Here is a 23,943-nt window from a genome sequence, read left to right as displayed (position 1 = left end):
TATTTTTGGGGTATTCATTTTAATCTATGTTTATACCGCTTGTTTACATCCGCATTGCTGCAAAATGCTTACATTAACATTTGCGGGTCTACATCCAGACTAATAAGCAATTTTTGCGCCTGAACATCATCGTCCATGCGCCGGGCCGTAGCCAGAGCGAGTCCTATGGCGTCTACATCCCCCCGCCATTTTATCATACATTGGAATCTGTATCTATTCTTGATCCGAGGAATCGGAGACGCTACAGGCCCCAGTACATCAAAGGCATCATTGCTGAATCGATCCAGACTGCCGAGCCATCCAGCCGCATTAGCCTTCTCTTTCAGTATTCGCGTATAGTTCTCGGCAAGACGAATCAATACCGGAAGTTGCTCATGCGAAAAGGTCACCAGAATCAGGCGACAGTATGGCGGATATTGCAAATTGCGACGGTGCAGCAATTCCTCACGTACAAACGACACATAGTCATGCTGACTCGCATGGCCAATGGAGTAGTGTTCCGGCGTATAGGACTGAACAAACACCTCACCAGGCAATTGGTGCCGACCCGCTCGGCCAGCTACCTGTGTTAGCAACTGAAACGTTTTTTCCGCAGCACGGAAATCAGGTAAATTCAACGCTGAGTCCGCTGTTATCACGCCAACCAGGGTTACATCCGGGAAATCAAGACCCTTCGCAACCATCTGGGTGCCCAGCAATACATCCGCCTTTTTCTCACGAAACTGTTTCAGTAGCTTCTCGTGAGCCCCTTTTTCCGTTGTTGTATCCACATCCATCCGAATGACCCGAATACCCGGGAAGAGCTTGGCAAGCTCTTCCTCGACTCGCTGTGTACCTGTACCAAAGTATCGAATATGCTCACTTCCACAGTCCGGACACACTTCCGGAGCCGCTTCCGCATACCCGCAGTAATGACAACGGAGATTATTCGAGCGCTGATGATACGTCAATGAAATATCACATTCGGGACAACCTGCCACATATCCACAACTTCGGCACATGACAAAGGTCGAATATCCACGGCGATTCAGCAGAAGCACCGTCTGTTCACCACGTTCCAAGCGTTCCTCCAGCCCTTTGTGCAAAGCCCTGCTGAACATGGAGCGGTTGCCATCCTTCAACTCTTCACGCATATCAACGATCCGCACTTCAGGCAGCTTGTTACCCAGTGCCCGCGTTGGCATCTCCAGTAAGAGTGGTGCAAAATCATCATTACTCTGCGAGCGTGCAGCGTAATAACTTTCCAGCGAAGGTGTCGCTGAACCCAGAACAACCACCGCCTGATGCTGCTGTGCTCTTTTTACCGCTACATCACGAGCATGATATTTCGGTGTCTCCTCCTGTTTGTAGGAAGTCTCGTGTTCTTCATCCATAATAATCAACCCAAGCCGACTGAATGGAGCAAATACAGCTGAACGCGCCCCAATTGCAACCTTCACCTGACCCTCACGAATCTTGCGCCATTCATCATAACGTTCACCGCCAGACAGACGACTGTGCATAACAGCAACTTGGTCTCCAAATCGCCCTTTAAAACGTTCTACCATCTGTGGTGTGAGTGCAATCTCGGGCACCAGTACAATAGCCTGCCGATCCTGTTCGATGCATTGTTGAATGGTTTGAAGATAGACTTCCGTCTTGCCACTTCCCGTAACACCATGTAACAAAAACACCCCATGGCGTTGTTCCTGCAATCGGCCATTGATATTGTCGTAGACAAGTTTTTGCTCATCGGTCAGAACCAGCGGTTCAGTCGCTTTGAACGTCCTGCCCTGATAAGGGTCACGGAAGACCTCAACGTCCTCGGTTACGATTAATCCCTTTTCCTCAAGCCCTTTAATCGTTGCGGCCGATACCTGTAGTGTAGATAACACTTCTTTCATCGGCATGGGCAGCAGTTCTTTCATTTCCAGCAAAAAAGCCAGAATCTCCTTCTGCCGCTGTGCTTTCGCCGGGAATGAAGCAAGTGCTTCCTGAGCAGCAGCAATATCTACAGCCAGATCAACGGACTTCATCGTTTTTTTATTTAACTTGTCCTTGATGGCCTGACTTTCCAGCAGTACACCACCAAGCAATAATTTCTTAATTAGTGCAGCATGATTGGGATATTTTCGACTCAGTTGTTGCAGCGGTACCTGACCCCGACTTTTGACAAAACGGATGATATCCTGCTGTACTTTCTCAGTCGTAGACTCTTCTCCCCAAACAAATAACACCTCATCATCCGGTTGTGCACCCGCCATCTGTCCATCAAGTGCATCTCCCAGCGAGATGTATCGCTCTGCTTTCCCTTTCAATGCCGTCGGCACCATGACCTGCAATGACAAAATCCGGTTACTGGCATAACGTCCACTCATCCATTCGGCCAACTCAACCAAATCCTTTGACAACGGGGGAACAATGTCCAGTAACTCCTGAATCTGCTTAAGCTTGAATGTTTCCTCTCCGGTACGCGGCACAAGATCAATCACGAATCCCTGCACCGTCCGATGACCAAAAGGCACACCCACCCGGCTGCCAATCTCGATCCATTCTCTCATCGATTCAGGTACCAGGTAATCAAACGGCCGATCTGTTTCCTTCACGGGAACATCGACTATGACCTTGGCAATCTCCATATCCTAATTCCTCCCGGCAATGCGCTCCGCCGCAATCTGGAGCAACCGATGAGCCACATCGTCCTTGGCCATCACTGGAAGCTCCTCCACCAAACCTTCCCGGTCATAGATATGTACCGCGTTGGTGTCTGTTCCAAATCCTGCACCCGTGCGGGTTACATCATTGGCTACGATCAGATCACAGTTTTTCCGTTCCAATTTCTCACGTGCATACATCTCAACTGACTGAGTCTCCGCAGCAAAACCAATCAAAAATTGATGGGTTTTCTGTTTGCCCAGTGTTTCAAGAATATCTATATTTTTAATAAGTTCGAGCGACAGCGTGTCGCCTTTCTTCTTGATCTTCTCGGTATAAACTTCCTTTGGACGATAATCGGCAACTGCCGCCGCCTTAACCACGATATCAGCATCGTCCCACTCGCGTGTTACCGCTTCATACATATCCTGTGCAGACTGTACAGGGATCAACTCAACGTTCTCCGGTGGCTTGGCTTGGGTACTGCCCATAACCAATTTCACATCTGCCCCCAGATCACGCGCAGCTGCGGCTATGGCAAATCCCATTTTGCCAGATGAATCGTTCGTAATGTATCGTACTGGATCAATGCGCTCAATCGTACCTCCAGCCGTAACGACAACCTTCTTGCCTTGTAACAATGAAGCTTGTCCCTGCCGACTAATGTCTGCAGATTCTTTCTGTTCAAAGAAACGTTCTACCACATCCACAATGCTCTCCGGTTCTTCCAGACGTCCCTTGCCCACATATCCACACGCAAGCAGACCTTCACCCGGTTCGATCATCATGGCGCCCCGTTCAACAAGCAGGTTCATATTATGCTTTACAGCTGGATGATCATACATATGTACATTCATCGCTGGAGCAATCATGACAGGGGCTGTCGTCGCAAGAAGAGTTGTTGAGAGCATATCATCTGCCATGCCATGCGCCATCTTGGCAATCACATTGGCTGTTGCCGGAGCAACCAGAACAAGATCAGCCAGATCGGCCAGATGAATATGAGATACGACTGCCGGTTCACGCTCATCAAATGTATCCGTATATACGGTGTTTCGGGTCAACGTTTGCAGCGTCAATTCGGTAATAAACTGTGTAGCGGAAGCTGTCATGATCACATGAACATCCGCTCCCTTTTGCACCAGTCTGCTGCATAATGTTGCCGCTTTGTAAGCGGCTATGCCGCCAGTCACACCAAGCACGATTTTTTTACCGTTCAACATGTTTATTTCCCCCGATATTTATACGACGTCTAGGGCGCGTCTGAAAACTCCGAAGGAAGCAGATTTTCCCGAATTTTCGTTCCAAGCAAGGAAGTTTTCCGCAGGCGTGCCGGGGCACGTCAAGGGAAAGTGACGCAGCAGGGGGCGAAAAGGCGGTAAAAGATGCACTTCAGCGAGTTTTGAGACACGTCCTAAGTAAGATTCCGTTAAAATATGCTTATTCGTAAAAAAATAACAACCTCGCGGTTGTCAATTAATCCGGCTTGCGCCGTATGCAGTTGAAGAGCAGCCGCAGGCGGCTTACTCTTCTTCTTCGTCCTGTCCTTTGATGACAACGAGCAGGTCTCCATAGATTTCTTCCAGTGCAACGCCAACTTGTTTATGGGATCTCGCACCTCTTAAATCCGTTTTTTCACCTTCACGTAGCTGTCTAGCCCGGCGGGAAGCAGCAACAACAAGGGAATACTTGCTGTCGACTTTGTTCATCATTTCATCAATAGAAGGATACAGCATATTAACAAACACCTCTTCGCATTAGTATAATCACAAGTTGCCGCCTGACAGAACTGATGTGGCATGTCTTCACACCCGGGCATTCCGAGAAGGAGTGCTTCAGTATATGATATGACAACTGCCCCACTTATATCGCATTCTGCAGCGGCAAAAGGGATTATTTATTGATCTTACAATGTTCGGCGATTATGATGCTTTCTATTCTCTTGCACGCCAAATCAATTTCATCATTAACAACAGCGTAATCATACTGCTCCAGCAGACTGATCTCATCAACCGCCACGGACATCCGGTGATCAATGGTCGCTTGGCTTTCGGTACCACGGCCCTGAATGCGATCTTTCAGCTCGTCCAATGAAGGAGGAAGCAGGAAAACAAAGATCCCTTCCGGGAATTTCTCTTTCACTTTTAACGCGCCTTGAACCTCAATCTCCAGAATGATGTCGCGGCCTTCGTTAATCGTTTTCTCTACAAAATCACGCGGTGTTCCGTAATAATTACCAACATACTCCGCATGTTCCAACAATTGATCTTCAGCAATCATGTTCTGGAACTCTTCATGACTTCTGAAGAAATAGTTAACACCATGTTCTTCACCAAGACGAGGCTGACGGGTTGTCGCCGATACGGAATAGATCAATTCCGGCACCCGTTTGCGCAAAGCGCTGCATACAGTACCCTTCCCGACCCCAGATGGGCCGGACAACACTACCAGTAATCCCTTAGACATATTACACTCCATTTTATTCGTCGTTATCATCATCTTTCGAAGAAAGACGATGGGCGACCGTCTCAGGCTGAACTGCAGACAAAATGACATGATCGCTATCCGTAATAATTACGGCACGAGTACGTCTTCCGTACGTTGCATCAATCAGCATGTGACGATCTCTTGCCTCTTGTATAATTCTCTTGATCGGCGCCGATTCCGGACTCACGATGGATATAATCCGGTTCGCCGATACGATGTTACCGAATCCAATGTTAATGAGTTTGATTGCCATAATCAGGTTCTTCCCCCTATACATGCGACTCTTTTGCCGAAATGTGGCCGTTCATTCGATATTCGCAGCTTGCTCACGAATCTTCTCCAGCTCCGCCTTCATCTCGACAACACGATTCACCAGAGCCAAATGGTTGGCTTTTGATCCAATCGTATTGACTTCCCGATTCATCTCTTGAATTAGAAAGTCCAACTTACGACCTACGGGCTCATCACTCTTCAGCAGTTCCCTGCTCTGTCCAAAGTGACTCTGTAGACGCGTAAGCTCCTCTTCTATGTTAGAACGATCGGCAAACATTGCAATTTCCATACCCAATTTATGCTCATCAAAAGGGAAAGAGCCTTCTTCCTGCATTTCCGTAAGCCTTTGTCTTAGCTTGTTGCGATAATCACTTACCACAGTCGGTGCAAGATCAAGCATCTCGGTATGCAGTGACTCCAGACGGGTAATCCGCCGTTCCAGATCACTGGCCAGATGAAGACCCTCGCGAGCGCGCATCTGTTCAAGGCTGGACAGAGCCTCTTTCAATCCTTCCTGCAGAACTCGCTCCCATTCGTCCTTCTGCTCTTCGGGAATGGAACTTGTCCCATCCGAATGAACCATGACGTCCGGCAGACCAAGCATATCCACAATACTTGGTTTGCCCTGCATTCCATATTGGGTCTCCAGTTGCTCTGCAGCCTGCAGATAGGCCCTGACCGTCTGTTCATTCAGAACAGCGGGAAGAGCCTGGTCTTCCTCTTTTTCTTTCATTACATAAACATCAATCCGCCCACGTTTCAAACGACTCTGTACGATCTTCCTCAAACCGTCTTCATAATACGTCCACTCTCTTGGCAGACGCATCATCACTTCGCAATAACGATGATTTACAGATTTGATCTCTAATTGTACCTTATAGCCGCCAAAATGAAAGGCGGATTGACCGTATCCGGTCATACTGAATGACATCGGCATCACATCCGTTTTACTATTGTAATTGATTATTAGGGTTGAAACAAGTAGGACATTGATGCTCCGACTTCTCCCATACGTATTGCGTCAGTTCGGCCGTCATGCCGTAGAACATAAACGGTGTCATGAGATAGATGCCTTTGAAATGCGCTGTTGCTACGTCCAGCAGTTCTTTGGCAATTTTTACTCCCATCGCACGGCCTTCTTCGCCTTCCAGACCCGCCATACGGGAACGCACTTCATCCGAAAGCTGGATTCCGGGAACCTCGTTGTGCAGATACTCTGCATTCCGTCCACTCGCTAGCGGCATTACACCTACAAAAATGGGCACATCCAGATGTTTGGTCGCTTCGTGCATTGCTACAATCAACTCAGGATCATAGATCGGTTGTGTCATGATGTAATCAGCGCCAGAGGCAATTTTCTTCTCCAGACGTTGTACAGCTTTCTCCAAATATTTCACATTGGGATTAAATGCTGCTCCGATTACAAAACCAGCTTTTTGCTTCAGTGGTTTACCTGAGAAAGCTACTCCATCGTTCAACTGTTTGATCATGCGTATGATTTCAAAAGAAGTCAGATCGTATACCGAGCTCGAACCAGGCAGATCGCCAAATCTTGCAGGATCTCCTGTTACAGCCAGTACATGATTAATACTCAAAGCATCAAACCCCATCATGTGGGACTGCGTTCCAATCAGATTCCGGTCACGGCAGGCAATATGCACCAGTGGACGAAGGCCCGTGCGATCCTGAACGAGGTGACCCAGCGCCATGTTGCTCATGCGTGTAACCGCGAGTGAATTATCGGCCAGTGTCAGGGCATCGGCTCCGGCTGCTTTCAGTGTCTCGGCACCTTTCATGAACTTGGCAATGTCCAAGTCACGTGGCGGGTCAAGTTCAACGATAACGGTGTGACGATGCTTGACCAGATCAACGATCGTAGGCTGTCCGCCACGTCCGGAACGCTCATCCACATTTTCATGCAACACAATACGCGGTTTGGATTCTGACGGATCAGGCTCCAGAATAGGCGAAGGCACATAGTCAGCAAGTGCCTCCTTCATAGCAGTAATATGATCAGGTGTCGTACCACAGCAACCGCCGATAATACGAGCGCCCAGTTCAGCAAATTGCACTGCCGTCTGACCAAAGTACTCCGGAGTCGCACCATAACGGAACTCACCATCTACATAATCTGCTGCACCCGCATTCGGGTAGACGGACATTGGAATACCAATTCGTCCCGAGACGGTTTCCATGGCACGCATAATCCCGTTTGGACCTGAGCGACAGTTAAAACCAATGACATCCGCGCCCTGCTCCCGCATAATCCGGAAGGCTTCAGGCATTGTATATCCGTCCAGTGTGTGTCCTACATCCTCAACCGCGAACTGTCCAATCACGGGCAGATCACTTAGCTTGCGTGCTTGCAAAAGGGCAATATCCATTTCCTCGATATCATAGAAGGTCTCAAGCAAAATGCCATCCACGCCTTCATCTAGCAGTGCAGAGATCTGTTGTTGATAAAAGCGTTTCAGTTCACTCGTTGACACGTTTGTCCGCTTGCCACCTCGAATGGAACCAACTGCACCAAGCACATAACCGGTATCTCCAGCTACCTCTTTGGCGATGCGTACGCCGGCACGGTTCACGTCCTCCACCTTGGACTCCAGACCGAACTTGGACAACTTGTCGTAATTGGCAGAATACGTATTTGTTTCAAATATTTCTGTACCTGCATCCCGATAACGGCGATGTACATCCGCCACTACTTCAGGTGAAATCAAGTTTAATTCTTCATATGAAATCCCCACCGGGAACCCCATTTGGTACAGAAATGTTCCCATGGCCCCATCTCCAACGAGAACCCGTTCCTGCATAACTTTGCGCAAATCCGCCTTCATCCCATTTCCCCCCGCCTAGCTGTGATCATTTACATACTAATGTAACACAAAAAACGCTAAAAAACGAAGAAAAACACAGGTTTTTAATGAGTATCCAGCTCATATGGACTTTCTTGCCATACAGCCCCCAATATGTCTCTGTACAGGAGACACGACCTGTCCTTTTTGATAAAAAAAGAGGCCCGCAGGCCCCTTTGGTTAAACCTTTCACTTTTTATGAAGTGATTCCCTTAAAAACAACTTCAGCAGGTCCAGTCATGTACACATGATTGTCAGCTTCATTCCACTCAATATGGAGATCCCCACCCTTGAGGCTGATGACTGCTGTACGATCTGTATGTCCATTCAGGACAGAGGATACCAGTGTCGCACAAGCTCCGGTTCCACAAGCTAGTGTTGGACCCGCTCCGCGTTCCCATACACGCATGTCCACATATCCACGGTCACGAACTGTGGCGAATTCCACATTGATTTTTTTTGGAAACATCGGATGCACTTCAAGAAGTGGTCCCCAAGTCGTGAGGTCAAAATTCACAGCGTCATCTACATAGATAACCGCATGCGGGTTACCCATGGATACGGCAGTGAATTTGAACGCATGTCCATTTGCTTCAATGTAGTGATCAACCACTGGGTTGGCATCCACCGTTGTAGGCACTTGAAGACCGTTCAGGATCGGCTCACCCATGTCGACACGTACCGTTTCCACTTTACCATCACGAATGTTGAGACTCACAGGTTGTACCCCTGCACCAATCGTTTCAATGGTGATCTGCTCCTGGCTCACGTGACCATGATCGTATACGTATTTGGATACACAGCGAATGGCATTACCGCACTGTTCTGCTTCCGAACCGTCCGAATTCATGATACGCATCTGAAAGTCCGCCTTCTCCGAAGGCAGTATATAAACCAGGCCGTCCGCACCGATGCCAAAGAAACGGTTGCACCATTTCACAGCCAACTCTGCCGCATCTGCCGGAAGCTCCTTTTCACCAAATACAACGATAAAATCGTTACCAAGTCCATGCATTTTCGTAAATTCCATAATCTTGCCCACTCCTTTTGGCAGTCTGCTGCCAAAGCTATATTCTTGCTCTTCTACAGGATTACCATAGAAATTCATATTCAGCATTTACACAAAAAAGCTATCCTGCAAAATGCCAAAGCTTCCGCTTTGAATCATTTTGAGGATAGCATACCGAAATAGGTAGGGAAAAGGTATTGATTTTATGCCGAAAACTTTGTACTTTTCGGTACGAAGCGGCCAGAACCACCCATACGGCGGCGGTTACGACGACCACCCCAGACGCTGCCTGCGCCCATAAGAAACGTGGGAATGCCCGCAGCTACGATACAGATCGCCCATTCACGCAATCCCAGAGGTACGGTTTTGAAGATCGGCTGCAGCGGTTCAACGTACATGACAACCAGCATCAGTACAACCGATGAAATAACGGCAAGAACCAGATATTTGTTCTGTAGTGGATTGCGGTGGAAGATGGACCGTGAACTACGGCAATCAAAAACATGGATAAGTTGCGCCAAAACGAGTGTAGCAAAAGCTACAGACTGTGCCTTGATCAGTTGACCCGGATTATCCGGCGCAGCCTGAAGGGTAAGCCAGAACGCTCCGAGTGTGCATAACCCAATCAACACACCCCGGCTGACGATTTTCCACCCCAGTCTGCGGGCAAAAATGTTTTCCTTGGCGCCACGGGGTTTGTGTTCCATCAGATCTTTCTCAGGCTGATCTACCCCCAGCGCCATTGCAGGCAAACCATCCGTTACGAGGTTAACCCACAGAATCTGAATAGGTACGAGTGGTAGCGGCAGGCCCATCATCATTGCAAAGAACATCGTCAATATTTCGCCCACGTTTGATGCCAGCAAATAACGGATAAACTTGCGAATGTTCTCATAAATATTACGGCCTTCTTCAATGGCAGCCACAATGGTTGAGAAGTTATCATCACTCAGAATGAGCGCCGAAGCTTCCTTCGTGACATCCGTTCCTGTAATGCCCATCGCTATGCCGATATCTGCAGCTTTGATCGCCGGAGCATCATTGACTCCATCACCCGTCATCGCGACGACATGCCCTTTGCGCTGTAACGATTTCACGATGCGAAGCTTGTGTTCCGGAGATACCCTTGAGAACACGTAGATGCCCTCTACCTGTTTATCCAGTTGCTCGTCTGTCATGCCTGCCAGTTGCTGACCACTTAACGAAGCCCCTCCGCGGGGAAGAATCCCCAACTGATGAGCAATGGCTTCTGCCGTTGTTCCATGATCACCTGTGATCATGACAGTTCGTATCCCCGCCTTGCGGCATGTTGCAATCGCATCTCGCACTTCACGACGTGGTGGATCTATCATACCTGCAAGTCCTACGAAGACAAGCTGACTCTCGGCGGCATGTTCATCAGCCACTTTTTCTTCCGGCCGCACTTCACGATAGGCCATTCCAAGGACACGTAGTGCCGCTCCGGCCATGCTCTCGTTAGCTGCCATCACTTTCTGGCGCAGTGTCCCAGTGAAAGGCACAACCTTGCCTTCCCACAAAATATAACTGCAGTGTCCAATCAACACATCCGGTGCACCTTTGGTATAGATCATTCGGCCCCCCTGATGATGAACCAGGACCGACATGCGTTTTCGCTCCGAATCAAACGGGAATTCCTGCTGGCGGGCATACAACTCTTTGAGTCCGGCAGGAGTAAGCCCCATTTTGGAGGCCAGTGTGACGAGTGCCCCTTCCGTCGGATCGCCTTTCAGCTCCCAGAATACATTATCTCGTTGAACGGTTTCTTCTTGGAGTTCACCTTTTTTCGTGTTTTTCTTGCTTTCCTTTTTGGTATCCTTGCCCTTTTTCTTGCTCCCCACCTCGCTTGAAGCACTTTCCACAATACTCGCATTGTTGCAAAGCGCGCTGATCTGAAGCATTCTGCGTAGCGACTGGTCACTCTTCAGTTCCACCGTACGACCGTTCTCTAGCATCTGCCCTTCAGGTGCATAACCATCCCCGGTAACCTTGATGTTACGTCCCTCCAGCCACACATCCGTTACCGTCATCTTGTTCTGAGTGAGCGTGCCAGTCTTATCCGAACAGATTACGGATGCACAGCCCAGAGTTTCGACAGAAGGCAGTTTGCGTACAATGGCTTTACGTTTGATCATACGCTGCACGCCTAGTGCGAGTGCAATGGTTACAATGGCCGGCAGACCCTCCGGTATGGCAGCCACCGCGAGGCTGACCCCTGCCAGAAACATGCCAACGGCTGGTTGTCCGTGCAATATCCCTGCGACGACAACCATAATGGTTAATCCCAATGCGACAAAAATCAGAATTTTGCCCAGTTGTTCCAGCCTGTGCTGTAACGGTGTTTCCTGCTCCTCCGTATTCTGGATCAGATCGGCGATTTTGCCCATCTCCGTCTCCATCCCCGTACGGATAACCACACCTTTGGCTGTACCACGAGTGACCATGGTACCCATAAAACCAATATTCTTCTGATCACCCAGCGGAACGTCCTCGTCCGCAATCGGAAGGCAATGTTTGCTTACAGGAACCGATTCCCCGGTAAGGGCCGACTCCTCGACATCCAGACTGTTCGTTTGCAGCCAGCGCACATCAGCGGGTATGCGGTCCCCACTCTCCACCATAATAATATCCCCGGGGACAAGTTGTTTGGCGGCAAGGTGTACTTCCTGGCCTGAACGAAGCACTTTGGCAAGAGGTGCAGACAACTGTTTCAATGCACGAAGAGATCGTTCAGCCCGGAATTCCTGTACAAACCCCAGAATTGCATTCAGTACGATAATAGCCACAATCGTTACCGCATCCAGATACTCACCCAGTAATCCGGATACCAACGTTGCTCCCATCAACACCAGCACCATAAAATCCTTGAACTGATTCAAGAGCAATGTAATTGGAGAAATGCGTTTCCCCTCGCTCAGCTCATTCGAACCGACCACTTTCCTCTTCTCTGCTACAGCTTCATCCGTCAATCCTTCCTGCGGGCTGACGCCAAGAGTGTTACGAAGCTCTTCATCACTAAGTTGATGCCACTTGGTATGTTCCATGCTTCAAGTTTCCCTCCCAGTCTGTATTTCATCTGCAAAATAAGCTCACATGACTCACCGGCGCGCTGGTCGACAGGCTGTACACTATGCCGGACAAACTACCTGCTCTATATGTATTCGGACAGGTCTGTGATTAGCACCCGGAAGGTGAATCCTTTCCCTGATGGACAGAATAGGCTAAAATAAAAGTCTGCGATGTTCTGCGCAGTACCAATTCCAGCGTTCAACAGGCAAGCAACGAAGAATCTGTAGCCAGTCCTTGTTTTTTTACATACCTGGTTGCACGTTTCAGTTATATAGATGAAGCATTTGGCATGATAAATGCAGATGCTCGATAGAGAGAGGAAGTGGAAAAAATGGCATTGGACGGCATTGTGACACGGGCCATTGTTCATGAACTGCAAGGCTGCATTGGTGGACGTATCAGCAAGATCCATCAGCCGAATGGCCATGACGTAGTTCTCACCCTGCGTGCTCAGCGCGGAAATAGTAAATTGCTTGTTTCGGCAAGCCCAACCTATCCCCGTGTGCATTATACGGAAAAGACATTTCTTAACCCTACGGAAGCACCCATGTTCTGCATGTTGCTCCGTAAGCACTGTGAAGGTGCAATCATTGAGGAGATCCGTCAGATTGGCATGGAGCGTATTATCCACATCAATGTGCGCCAGCGCGACGAACTGGGGGATGTTTCGGTAAAACGGATCATCATTGAATTGATGGGGCGTCACAGTAATATTATTTTGCTTGATCCTGTTACAGGAACGATTCTGGATGGCATTCATCATGTGACTCCTTCCATCAGCAGTTACAGGGTAATCATGCCTGGATTCGCGTATACTGCCCCACCCGAGCAACATAAAAGTAATCCGCTCGAAGTGAGTCGTACAGCATTCGAGGACAGCTATCATGCCGCTGAAGAAGATGCATCACGCTGGCTTGTGAACTCCTTTAGCGGTCTTAGCCCGTTAATTGCGGGAGAGATTGCTGCTCGTGGAATTGCTGCTGAGGGCACCGTGAGTACTCAAGCTGTGGTTGAGGGTGAAAGCCGAGTTGAGGCTGGTGCACTCTGGAACGCTTTTGAAGCCGTGATGGGGCCTGTCAGAGATCATATCTACACGCCTGTAACTGGAATGAACGCCAAAGGCAAAATGATTTTCTCGGCCGTTCATCTTCAGAGCATTCAGGATTTGGAGAAAACCTATGACACGATGAGCAAGTGCATGGAAGATTATTACGGAGATAAGGCTGAACGAGACACGGTTAAACAGAGAGTAAGTGATCTGCTCCGTTTTCTGCAGAATGAGCGAAGCAAAAACATCAAAAAGCTGGACAACCTGAACAAGGATCTACTGGAAGCGGATGATGCGGACAAGTTCAGACTATGGGGTGAGTTGCTGTTTGCCTCCCTGCATCTGGTTCACAAAGGGGACAAGAGCGTGGAGCTTGTGAACTTCTACGATGAAAACCAAGCCAACATTACCATTCAGCTTGATCCACTGCTTACACCATCTGACAACGCACAACGTTATTTCAAGCGGTATAACAAATACAAGAACAGTCTGGCTGTCATTCATGAGCAGCTTGGCAAAACCAAAGACGAGATTGACTACCTCGATAACCTGTTACAGCAGCTCTCCATTGCATCGATGAACGATATTGAGGAAATACGGGACGAGCTTGTACAGCAAGGATACCTTCGTGACCGTAATAAAAAGGGTAAAAAGAAGAAGAAAAGTGACCGTCCAACCGTACACCAGTTCACCTCCTCGGAGGGAATTGATATTCTTGTGGGCAAAAACAACCTGCAGAATGAGTACGTGACCAACCGTCTCGCTTCTTCCAACGACACCTGGTTGCATACCAAAGACATTCCAGGTTCACATGTCGTTATTCGCAGTACGGACTTTGGTGAAGCTACATTGGAAGAAGCAGCACAGCTTGCTGCCTATTTCAGCCAGGCCAAGGAGTCCAGCAGTGTGCCTGTGGATTACACGTTTATCCGTCATGTGCGCAAACCAAGTGGTGCGAAGCCTGGTTTTGTGATCTATGATCATCAGAAGACCTTGTTTGTCACGCCAAATGATGAATTGATCAAGAGTCTGCCATCCACGATTAAAAATGGATAAGGCTATATAAGTTGAACTAAAGATTATTTACACTGACACTACGATGACAGAACAACCTTCCAATCGCTGTTATCCCCAGATTTTTCTGATCCCCTTTTTCAAGGGTAAATCCGGGGATAAAGGCGAAGCTTATGCTTCCGAAGTAGCTTTCTTGCAGAAAGCTTTTAGCTCCGCTTTTTCAGGTTTTTTCTGTCCTCTCCGTTATCGTATAAATGATTAGTTCAACTTATATAGATGTAAAAGTAACAAAGACAGAATCCCCTGACCATTAACGGTTCAGGGGATTTTTGTTATTGCATTAGTTGTTTGAATGCTGGTTGAAGCCAACCTATTTATCATTTCCTTTGAATATTAATTCATTTATATGTATAATAATTCAATTGCGATGAATAAAATTTGTAGTTAAAGGAAGTGTAACATGACCATACATATTCGAGAAACGCAACCTGATGATCTGAAACCCCTGATGGCATTAATGCATGACTATGTGGTGGGATTCTACAACAACCCCTGGCCTGGTGATCAATCCATCCAGCTTTTGATCAACAACCTGTTTAATCAGCAGATCGGTGCTCAATTCGTGGCAGAAGAGGACGGGAAGCATATCGGATTTTCTACCCTGTTCTTTACATACAGCACGATGAAAGCAGAGCGTGTCGCCATCATGAATGACCTATTTGTTACGGAAACATTTAGAGAGGGCGAAGCAGAAGCCAAATTATTTGCACACTGTCAGCAATATACGCGTGACCATGGATGTGCATATATGTCTTGGATCACAGCAGTGACCAATGAGCGGGCACAGCAATTATTCGAACGTCTCGGGGCTACACGTGGCGCTTGGGTAAACTATTCCATTACATAGACTATTTTCAGAACAAAAAAAGGGACATGCAAACATGAAGGTTCAGCCCTATCATGCTTGCATGTCTCTTACTCCTTCGATCTTAAAATGTATCCAGTAATACAGAATTTATTATAGTCAGATAGAGCGTTGCAACGTCTCGCTTACTCTCCCCTTTGCTGTGAAGCAGCTGCCTTCAGCCTTTCCAACACATCAACCGTTACGGTCTTGCTACCAAGATCCCCGTGGAAAACAACACCTTGCCGTTTACCATGATAATCAGATCCACCTGTTTCAATGAGGTCGTATTCCTTGGCCAGCTTACCATACCTGCGTTCCTCTTCTGGGCCATGGTCCGAATGAAACACCTCAATGCCATCTGGACGAGAGTCTTCGATGATACGTCGCACCAATTCATCATCGTTATAGAGACCCGGATGGGCAATCACAGCGGCTCCACCTGCGGCTCTGATCCACTCACACGCATCCTCGGGTGCAACTCGGGGTACAGACACGAAGCCAGGCTTGCCTTCAGCAAGATATCGATCGAATGCATCCCGCATGTCGACAGCATATCCCTTCTTCACCAGCACATCAGCCATATGAGGTCTTCCAATACTCTCATCCGGCTCTAACGGTCGTCCCAGCTCATCCAGTACCTCCTGCCAGCTTATATCAAGCCCGAGTTCTTGGAGCTTGGCGATAATCAGATGATTCCGCTCATCTCGCGCTTCTCGTAATCCGGCCAACCGTTGCAGGAATATCTCATCCTCCGTATTAACGTAATAGCCCAGCACATGAATATCTTTACCGCCAGCCCGAGTGCTGATCTCCACTCCGGCAACAACATCAATATCGTACTCTTTTCCCGCTTGCTGTGCTTCCGCTACACCAGCTACTGTATCATGGTCCGTTAGGGCAACCGCAGATAGCCCTTTTTGTTTGGCAAGCTTCACATTATCAGCAGGTGGCTGCATTCCATCGGAAGCCTGACTATGCGTATGAAGATCACAGCGTCCTTGGCGCTGATCCATGATCAACAGCTCCTTTGTTTAAAATTGATTATGATTCAATCTTATCTACCATTGATGTTGCCAACGATTATGCCTTCCCCGTCTTATGTACCGACTTAGGCTGCTCCTGCTGACGCAGATAATTCAGGAAAGCGACTGCTGACAGGGGCAACAAGGACGATTTTAAATGGATGGCATAGAACTGCCTTTTGAATTCGAGTCCGCGGATGTCCACAATATGAACAAGTCCCAGAGCCAGTTCATGCTGCACCGAAGAAGGAGATAACATCGTAATACCTACCCCTGCCTCCACGGCCGATTTTACCGCTCCTGTACTGCCAAGTTCCATCACTACATTCATATCCTGTGGATCAATCTTTTTCTTTTGCAGTTGGTCTTCCATCACCTGACGAGTACCCGAGCCCTTCTCACGCAGCACAAAAGGATAATTCATTACATCCTCAATATTCACTTTGCTACGCTTAGCCAAATCATGTCCGGCAGGTACAATCAGTTTCAGCTCGTCCTGCATGACAGGCTCCACAATCATGTCCGGGTGGTGCACTGGCGCTTCAATCAGACCAAAATTAAGCTGGTGCTTCAATATATCATCCATAATTTGCGTTGTATTCATCACTTTCATGACAATTGAAATATCCGGATATTGAAGTGCAAATGGTCCGAGCATGCGTGGAAGCACATATTCCCCGATCGTTAAGCTGGCTCCCAGCTGGAGTCTGCCCTGTAACATCTGAGTAAACGCCGACATCGCTTCGTCCGTCTGTCTGACCAACTCTACACTCCGTTTCGCATGAGGTAATAAAGTTCGGCCAGCCTCGGATAATTCTATTTTTTTGGTGGAACGATGCAATAACTTGGTGCCAAAATAGTCCTCCAATGATTGAATCTGCATCGTTACTGCCGGTTGAGTCATATGTAATGCTTGTGCAGCAGCCGAGAAACTCCCCTTCTCTGCTACCGTATAAAAAATATGCAATTGGTGAAAATTCATATCTTCGCCCCTCTTCGATTACACTCTCTACATTGTAGCCGATTTCTCGCTTGGCAACAAAAAAAGCATGCAGCTTGTCTGCATGCGATAATCTTTGAATCTATGATTTCAACATATTGAATCTACTCAACCTACTTATGCTTGCGGCTATTTTTGACCAACGTCATTCTTCTTGAATGTCTTAACCATGAATAATATGACTTCAGGTCCCTTAATTCAATGGTCTCCGACATACGTCCCAGAAACGTAACTACAATCATTTTGTGCAGCGGATTGCCCGCAATATCATATTCTCCTTCAAGTTCGGAAAATTCGGCGACCACCACCAGATCCTCATCAATCAGGTAGACGTCCTGTTCATTACGGTAGTATGGTGTTATACGGTCCTGCTTCAGACACTCCCATAACCACGCCGCAATATGGTCATCATCACTACGTGCAGGCTCAATACGGTCTGCATACCGCATCTTGGCATGATGGGTAATGACGATGTCGGCCACTTTCTTGTCTCCAAGAGCCACGAAAAACGGCTCGTAGGTGCTCCAACGTTGCATCACCTTATCACGCATGGGAATCACTCTCCACCAGATAGGACTTTCTATCTATTTATTACCAAATATATTACAACATTAGTCCCGCAACCTCAAGGCGTAAGTTTAACTTTTTTTCACAATAGCCAATTTGTGTATAATTCAAGAAAAGAGCGACCCCAAAGGGTCCCTCCAGTTTCTCTTCTATATTCCGTAAAAGCTCGTTTTGTCCATCGTTTTGCTGGCATACTCGGTTTTGATCTCATTACGATACGAGCGTTCGATCTTGCGCACATAGGAAAGTCGCTTCACATTTTTCATCGTATCATCTGCCCGTTCTGCATTAACATACATGACTACATAATGCATACGGCGGGAGATATAATGCACGGTGCCATATTTTTCGAGGTTACGGGCAGCTTTCAAATCACTGACCCAAATAATGAATCCTGTCCTTTCCGCAAACATCATCGTTCCCCGCCCTTCTATAATGATTACTTAACTGCAACCACACTTGCCGCCACTACCGCAGCCGCCCTTCGGATTCGGATCATTGCTCGGTACCTTAATGGTCGTTGACACTGCAAATGCAATGGTCTCTGACATCTGGAATAACATATCATCCAGGGACTTCTCTGCCTGTTTGAAGCGGATTACCGCCTCGAAATTTTCCAACTCCTGTTCCAGAGCCTTCACCTGGTCTTTTGCTGCATGATAATCCGGGTGAAAATGACCGAAACGCTGTGTTTCTTCAAACAATTCCTTCTTGGCATTCAGCTTCCGAATCCCCATCTGAATCTCAGGGGTAGTCTCGACTTGCTGCTTCCAATATAAATAATCCGATACTTCGGCAGATTGGTTAATCATGTCGCCCAGTTCATATGCGCCCGTTAACACTTGGGCCATATCGACCGTGTTCATTTCCGCTACGCTCATGAAATATTCATCCTATCTATATATAAAGTTCTACTTAACGTAGACTACCTCATCATAGCATATCCATGAATAGTTAAGAAGAGTTTTTCCTGCAATTAGAAATAGGGGGAACTCGAAAATTCGCCTTTCAACCTGATATTCACGTGAAATAGTCAGGTTATGACATCATCTGGCAGGATAAGACGCATTGTATCCCACTCTGACGGGGAGAATGTACGCCATTCCGTCTCTGATGTATTTTCACTTGAATCCAACATGCACCAACCGCTTAAAGTCCATTGTTCATGACCCTCTACCCGATGTGGAATGAGGTATTGCGTACGATTTTCCTGTTGTATCCCCAGCTTGGTCTGCCACTCAATGGCTTTGGCAGCAATCTGTCGGGCGGTTGAACTATGATATCGCCGCCACTCCTTGTACCAGGTCTCCGGTATCTCCTCAAATCCCAACAGAGAGAACTTCTTCTCAATGACAGAATAATCATGCTCCAACCCATGCAGAGAAGCAGGGACATCAACCAGACCTTGATTATCGGGTGTGTAGAAAGAAGAATATACACCGCTAAACACATCTTTTTCTAATAACTTCGGATCATCTGCGGAGCCTGTACTTGCCTCCATTACCTTCATACTCCGATTTACAGTCAACGGTGCAGCATCCGTCTCCTTGCCCCAATCTGCTAACGCAATACGTACATTCTCTGGTATGCCTGTCAGCGCATATTGATCCAGACACTCTATCACTTCATGTAATGTATACCCTCTGGCTAAGGCCGAAATGAATCGCTCTCTTGTCATACGGTAGATGGACATTCGATCACGCGTCACCCGTTCTGCGCATTGCTCCAGCATCCAGATCACATCAGGCCCTGCTTCGGGCGGCACCAACATTTCGAAATCAGGCTGCATGTAAAATCCACATGGCTCAGCCTCACTTACCATCTCTTGTTCTCGATATAACAGGCTATGCGGTTCGATCAGCCAACGGAATGCCAGCGCTCCCGACTGATCTTCTCCTACTTCACCATAACCCCAGCCAGCCAGTGCGTATAGCCAGCCCCTGATCCGTGGTTTCAATTCCGAATTCTCTATATGGCACCATATGTTTTTTTCTGGAGCCAACACTGCCAATTGATAACGGAAATGCTGCAACGCGGGTTCAGCTTCTCCGTATCTTTCCATACACGCTTGATATATTTCCCGATGCATCTGTCTCCACGAGAGCTTCAACCATGTTTGTAACCGTTGATCTACAATCTGAATTTGGCCATCTGACTTCTGAACGAGATTCAGACTGAGCAGTAGATCGAGAAGGATAGCTACGTGGGTCGGATACAGATCCGAATGTTCATATCGGATGCTCAAACCATCAAAGTCTGTCGAAGATAATACCGTAATCACACTTAATTTTCGAACACTTTTCTTATGTATGGTGCCCTTCCCTGTCAAAGGAAGTCCTTCTCTTTCGATCCACGCAATCAGATGAAGAAGTTCCGCAGCAGTATCCGGCTTTCCTTCCTGTAATACATGAGCATGCTGTGCCATCTGTTTAACGGTTATACCCACTCTTTGTGCGTAAGCAATCGTCAATGTCTCCATCAGCGAAGCAGGAATATAGAATAATCGCTCTCCCCAACTCTTATATACAGATTCAATCCATCTTTGCTGCCTAAGACTGGCGAATGAAGAATTGGCTTCTGCGACACTTAGTCCTTCGATGGCCAACTGTTCTCGTGGCAGGAGGGAGGAAAAAGGCTGACCGGCATGTTTGTGAAAAATTGCACCAAGCACTTTTTGTTCCACCAAAGCAAGCTTTGACCATGAATCAAGGTTCAGTACCACAGGCTCATCTATTGCTTCAAATGAAGACATATCCCAATCCCTCCTCTTTTCGCGAGTATAAATGGACTATTCGTTCTCATGAACGATGGCATATTCATATCCCTGCTCGACCAAGAACATCTGACGGTTTAATGCAAACTCCTGTTCCTTACTATCCTCTGATACCAACGCATAGAAATATGCTTTGTTTTCTCCAGCTTTTGGTCTCAGAATTCTTCCCAAACGCTGTGCCTCTTCCTGCCTTGACCCGAAACTTCCGGATATCTCAAGCGCAACAGCAGCATCAGGCAAATCCACAGCAAAATTGGCAACCTTGGATACCACAATTGTTTTAATCTCTCCACGTCGAAAAGCGGCAAACCACTTGATTCGCTCTTGCTGTGACATGTTACCCGAGATCAAAGGTGCTTCAATTTCCCGGGCAATCAACTCAAGTTGATCCAGATATTGTCCAATCACTAGCGCAGGCATATCCCGATGACGTTCCAGCAAACGCTTAACTACATGTACCTTCGCCGGATTCTCGGCAGCCAATCGAAATTGATGTTTAACCTCGGCTTGCAGATAATTTGATCTTAGTTCCGGGGAAAACGGAATACGTATCTCTTGACATTGTACATCAGCAATCCACCCTTGCTGCTCCAGTTGTTTCCACGGCATATCATAGAGCTTTGGACCAATCAACGAAAACACATCCTGTTCACAGCCATCCTCTCGAACCAATGTGGCCGTTAATCCCAGCCTTCGCGTAGCTTGAATATCCGCAGTTGCACGAAACACTGGTGCTGGCAGCAAATGTACTTCATCATATATGATCAGCCCCCATTGCCGCTCACTGAGCAGTTTGATGTGGGTAAAATCAGCATCCTTTGATTTCCGGTGTGTAAGAATCTGATATGTAGCTACAGTCACAGGTTTCACCTGTTTTTTCTGACCGGAATACTCACCGATCTGTTCGCTGGTAATCGTGGTTTTGTCTTGAATTTCCTGAATCCACTGTCGCACAGACGTTGTATTGGACGTCAAAATAAGGCATTCACATTGAAGCCGCTCCAGCACGGCCATGCCAATGACCGTTTTTCCTGCCCCGCAAGGAAGTACGAGTAAACCGCTTCCTCCCATGCCCTCACTGCCTTCGAATGCATCCACAGCCTCTCTCTGGTAAGAACGCAACGCAAACCGCTCAGAGTGGTCCCCCGGATCATTAGACCGCCAATCAAATGAAAGCTTGGTTCCCTCCCGATATCCTACGTAATCAAGTACGGGGTAACCCAATCGTGTTAATTCCCTTTTTAATAACCCTCGCTGTTCTCCTGGGAGCAGAAGTTCATGAGCGTCCTTACGTTCCATGCGAAAGGCAGCTATCGATTTCAATCCACTTAATTCATCCAGCAACCGCTCATCCTCACTGTAAAGACGCATTCTAGTGTGATCTGCTTCGGAATGCAGTTTTAATTTGCCATACTGATCCATGATTCTCCGAACATCCTGTATCAGTGCAGCAGGCACGTTCCAGCGGGATACCAGCTCCAAACTTGCGATGACCTGATCTGCATTCCATCCCAGCGCAGCCGCATTCCAGAGCGATAACGGAGTGATTCGGTAGGTATGAAACGCTGCTGGTGTCTTAACCAGTTCTGAATACATCCCAAGCTGCTCTCTTGCTCTTTCGAATCCGGGGTGACCAACTTCCAGCAAAACTGTAAAATCTCGCTGAACGATACAAGCATCTGTCCTTACCGTATGTTCTGTTTCTTCCATTTGGAGCCTTCCTCCTATCACAAAAAAAGTCCAGTTCCGGCAACTTCCGAAAATGAACCTCTATAAAGTGCACGTTCAAAAAGTCTAGTTTTCAGTACCGAAAAGTGGACTTTTTGAACAACATCTATAAAATCCACAAAAAAACATCCTGCCCATACCTCGGTATGAACAGGATGCCCAACTGCATCTAAAGTCATTCGGCTGTGTAACCTTTAGCCATGGCGATAAATAATCTCACGGCCGTCTGCATCGCGTCTTCATCAAAATCAAACATCGGATGATGATGCGGATAGATCGCATTTTTATCCGGGTTACCTGCTCCAACAAACATAAAGCACCCTGGAACCTTCTGCAGATAATACGCAAAATCTTCCGCTGGCATCAGCATCGGGGATGCTTGCACTCGTTCTGCCCCAAATAATTCTGTAGCCTCTCTGAAGAAACGTGCTGTCTCTTGTTCATCATTCACCACAGGCGGATATCCCATAATATATTTCACTTGCGTCTCTGCTCCATATGCTGCCCCTGTCTGGGCTACCATGGTAAGCACGCGCTCTTTCATCCCGTTTCGGGTCTCTTCATCAAACGTTCTTACCGTACCGCTCATTTTGCATTGCTCTGCAATTACATTCTGAGCCGAGCCCGCCTGCATTGTACCAATGGTCAGCACCGCGGGTTGCAATGGATCAACCGAACGACTGACAACAGTCTGAAGCTGCATCACAAGCGCAGAACCCGCAATAAGACTATCTATCGTGGATTGTGGCATCCCTCCATGTCCACCTTTACCTTTGATCTCAATGTAAAAATCGTCCGCCGCAGCCATCATCGGTCCTGCTTTACTGGCAACAACACCTACAGGCAGCGGGGTCCACAGATGAATTCCGTATATAACATCCACGCCTTCAAGCGCACCATCCGCAATGACCTGGACTGCACCGCCCGGAAGCAGTTCTTCTGCTGGCTGGAACAAAAAGCGAATCTCTCCTTGGATCTCCTGCTTGTGACGGCTGAAATACAATGCCGTACCGAGCAATATCGAGATATGACCATCGTGGCCGCATGCATGCATCGCTCCTGCTTGTTGTGATGCATACTCAATATTCTTTTCATCCTGAATTGGCAGTGCGTCCATATCAGCTCGCAGCATGACGACAGGACCCGGCTTGTCCCCACGAATGGAACCGATGACCCCGTGACCACCAACATGACGCCTCACTTCAACGCCAAAACTCTCCAACATATCCGCTACAAAAGAGGATGTCTTCTCCTCATGAAAGGAAACCTCAGGATTGCGATGAAGGTGACGCCGCCATTCCACCATGTGGATCTGCAGATCTTCCCACCATATATTATTAGTCATGTCTCTCCACCCTTTCAATCTTGAACGGGACTTGAATCAAGCCCGAACCTTCCTCTTCAAACCTATTGCTGTATATTGTAGCAGAATTGGAAGAAAACCGATACGAAACGCCTTCGGAAAGCTTGCACGGGAAGGGGAAACATACTATCATGAACTAGAGAAATACTCGAGAAATTATACTCGGAAGCTTA

At 47.6% G+C, this 23,943-nt stretch carries 19 protein-coding genes; 2 read left to right on the top strand and 17 right to left on the bottom strand.

Annotation, left to right across the window (positions count from 1 at the left end; genetic code table 11):
- Window positions 1-68: 68 nt before the first annotated feature.
- The 9 genes from priA to MKY28_RS05690 all read right to left on the bottom strand — a co-directional run bounded on the left by priA (window position 69) and on the right by MKY28_RS05690 (window position 12,323).
- Window positions 69-2,618 (bottom strand): primosomal protein N', encoded by a 2,550-nt coding sequence (gene priA, locus MKY28_RS05730; RefSeq protein ID WP_105599619.1) that lies wholly within the window; start codon window positions 2,616-2,618, stop codon window positions 69-71.
- Between the two features lie 3 nt (window positions 2,619-2,621).
- Window positions 2,622-3,857: a bifunctional phosphopantothenoylcysteine decarboxylase/phosphopantothenate--cysteine ligase CoaBC gene (gene coaBC, locus MKY28_RS05725; protein ID WP_340935285.1), complete on the bottom strand. Its 1,236-nt coding sequence runs from the start codon at window positions 3,855-3,857 to the stop codon at window positions 2,622-2,624.
- 300 nt (window positions 3,858-4,157) lie between these two features.
- Window positions 4,158-4,370, bottom strand: a complete 213-nt coding sequence (gene rpoZ / locus MKY28_RS05720) for a DNA-directed RNA polymerase subunit omega (RefSeq protein WP_036614619.1) — start codon at window positions 4,368-4,370, stop codon at window positions 4,158-4,160.
- 157 nt (window positions 4,371-4,527) lie between these two features.
- Window positions 4,528-5,100 (bottom strand): guanylate kinase, encoded by a 573-nt coding sequence (gmk, locus tag MKY28_RS05715; RefSeq protein ID WP_017687445.1) that lies wholly within the window; start codon window positions 5,098-5,100, stop codon window positions 4,528-4,530.
- Between the two features lie 13 nt (window positions 5,101-5,113).
- Window positions 5,114-5,374 (bottom strand): extracellular matrix/biofilm regulator RemA, encoded by a 261-nt coding sequence (gene remA / locus MKY28_RS05710; protein ID WP_006209218.1) that lies wholly within the window; start codon window positions 5,372-5,374, stop codon window positions 5,114-5,116.
- Between the two features lie 51 nt (window positions 5,375-5,425).
- Entirely contained in the window at window positions 5,426-6,325 is a 900-nt protein-coding gene (locus MKY28_RS05705; protein WP_076211386.1) for a YicC/YloC family endoribonuclease, read from the bottom strand.
- A 19-nt stretch (window positions 6,326-6,344) separates the two neighbouring features.
- Complete coding sequence (locus tag MKY28_RS05700) at window positions 6,345-8,234, bottom strand: bifunctional homocysteine S-methyltransferase/methylenetetrahydrofolate reductase (protein WP_339186538.1); 1,890 nt, start codon at window positions 8,232-8,234, stop codon at window positions 6,345-6,347.
- Window positions 8,235-8,448: 214 nt separating this feature from the next.
- Window positions 8,449-9,282, bottom strand: a complete 834-nt coding sequence (dapF, locus tag MKY28_RS05695; protein WP_076251213.1) for a diaminopimelate epimerase — start codon at window positions 9,280-9,282, stop codon at window positions 8,449-8,451.
- A 182-nt stretch (window positions 9,283-9,464) separates the two neighbouring features.
- Complete coding sequence (locus tag MKY28_RS05690) at window positions 9,465-12,323, bottom strand: calcium-translocating P-type ATPase, SERCA-type (protein ID WP_340030859.1); 2,859 nt, start codon at window positions 12,321-12,323, stop codon at window positions 9,465-9,467.
- 356 nt (window positions 12,324-12,679) lie between these two features.
- On the opposite strand from MKY28_RS05690, the gene MKY28_RS05685 reads away from it, so the two are divergent.
- A complete protein-coding gene (locus MKY28_RS05685; protein ID WP_340937838.1) occupies window positions 12,680-14,452 on the top strand; it encodes an Rqc2 family fibronectin-binding protein in 1,773 nt (590 codons plus the stop codon).
- 418 nt (window positions 14,453-14,870) lie between these two features.
- Window positions 14,871-15,317: a GNAT family N-acetyltransferase gene (locus MKY28_RS05680; RefSeq protein WP_340935283.1), complete on the top strand. Its 447-nt coding sequence runs from the start codon at window positions 14,871-14,873 to the stop codon at window positions 15,315-15,317.
- A 143-nt stretch (window positions 15,318-15,460) separates the two neighbouring features.
- On the opposite strand, the gene MKY28_RS05675 is transcribed toward MKY28_RS05680, so the two are convergent.
- From MKY28_RS05675 to MKY28_RS05640, 8 genes are all read right to left on the bottom strand, one after another.
- The gene (locus tag MKY28_RS05675) at window positions 15,461-16,330 is read right to left on the bottom strand and encodes a PHP domain-containing protein (protein ID WP_340935282.1); all 870 of its coding nucleotides are present in this window, start codon (window positions 16,328-16,330) and stop codon (window positions 15,461-15,463) included.
- 67 nt (window positions 16,331-16,397) lie between these two features.
- Complete coding sequence (locus MKY28_RS05670) at window positions 16,398-17,321, bottom strand: selenium metabolism-associated LysR family transcriptional regulator (protein WP_036614641.1); 924 nt, start codon at window positions 17,319-17,321, stop codon at window positions 16,398-16,400.
- A 131-nt stretch (window positions 17,322-17,452) separates the two neighbouring features.
- Window positions 17,453-17,890 carry a hypothetical protein gene (locus tag MKY28_RS05665; protein ID WP_017687436.1) on the bottom strand — a complete coding sequence of 146 codons (438 nt, stop codon included), beginning with the start codon at window positions 17,888-17,890 and terminating at the stop codon, window positions 17,453-17,455.
- Window positions 17,891-18,055: 165 nt separating this feature from the next.
- On the bottom strand, window positions 18,056-18,319 hold the full coding sequence (locus MKY28_RS05660) for a YlbG family protein (protein WP_026080981.1): 264 nt from the start codon (window positions 18,317-18,319) through the stop codon (window positions 18,056-18,058).
- 30 nt (window positions 18,320-18,349) lie between these two features.
- Window positions 18,350-18,787, bottom strand: coding sequence for a YlbF family regulator (locus tag MKY28_RS05655; protein WP_036614642.1), 438 nt, complete (start codon window positions 18,785-18,787; stop codon window positions 18,350-18,352).
- A gap of 152 nt (window positions 18,788-18,939) precedes the next feature.
- A complete protein-coding gene (locus MKY28_RS05650; RefSeq protein WP_340935280.1) occupies window positions 18,940-20,658 on the bottom strand; it encodes a helicase-associated domain-containing protein in 1,719 nt (572 codons plus the stop codon).
- 36 nt (window positions 20,659-20,694) lie between these two features.
- Complete coding sequence (locus tag MKY28_RS05645) at window positions 20,695-22,389, bottom strand: DNA repair helicase XPB (RefSeq protein WP_340935279.1); 1,695 nt, start codon at window positions 22,387-22,389, stop codon at window positions 20,695-20,697.
- A 193-nt stretch (window positions 22,390-22,582) separates the two neighbouring features.
- Window positions 22,583-23,752, bottom strand: coding sequence for a M20 family metallopeptidase (locus tag MKY28_RS05640; RefSeq protein WP_340935277.1), 1,170 nt, complete (start codon window positions 23,750-23,752; stop codon window positions 22,583-22,585).
- Between the last annotated feature and the right edge of the window lie 191 nt (window positions 23,753-23,943).

The organism is Paenibacillus sp. FSL R5-0473, assembly GCF_038004565.1.
In the GTDB taxonomy this organism is placed as follows: domain Bacteria; phylum Bacillota; class Bacilli; order Paenibacillales; family Paenibacillaceae; genus Paenibacillus; species Paenibacillus amylolyticus.
The sequence above is the reverse complement of the archived record's forward strand: the minus strand, read 5'-3'. Positions and strand labels throughout refer to the sequence as shown.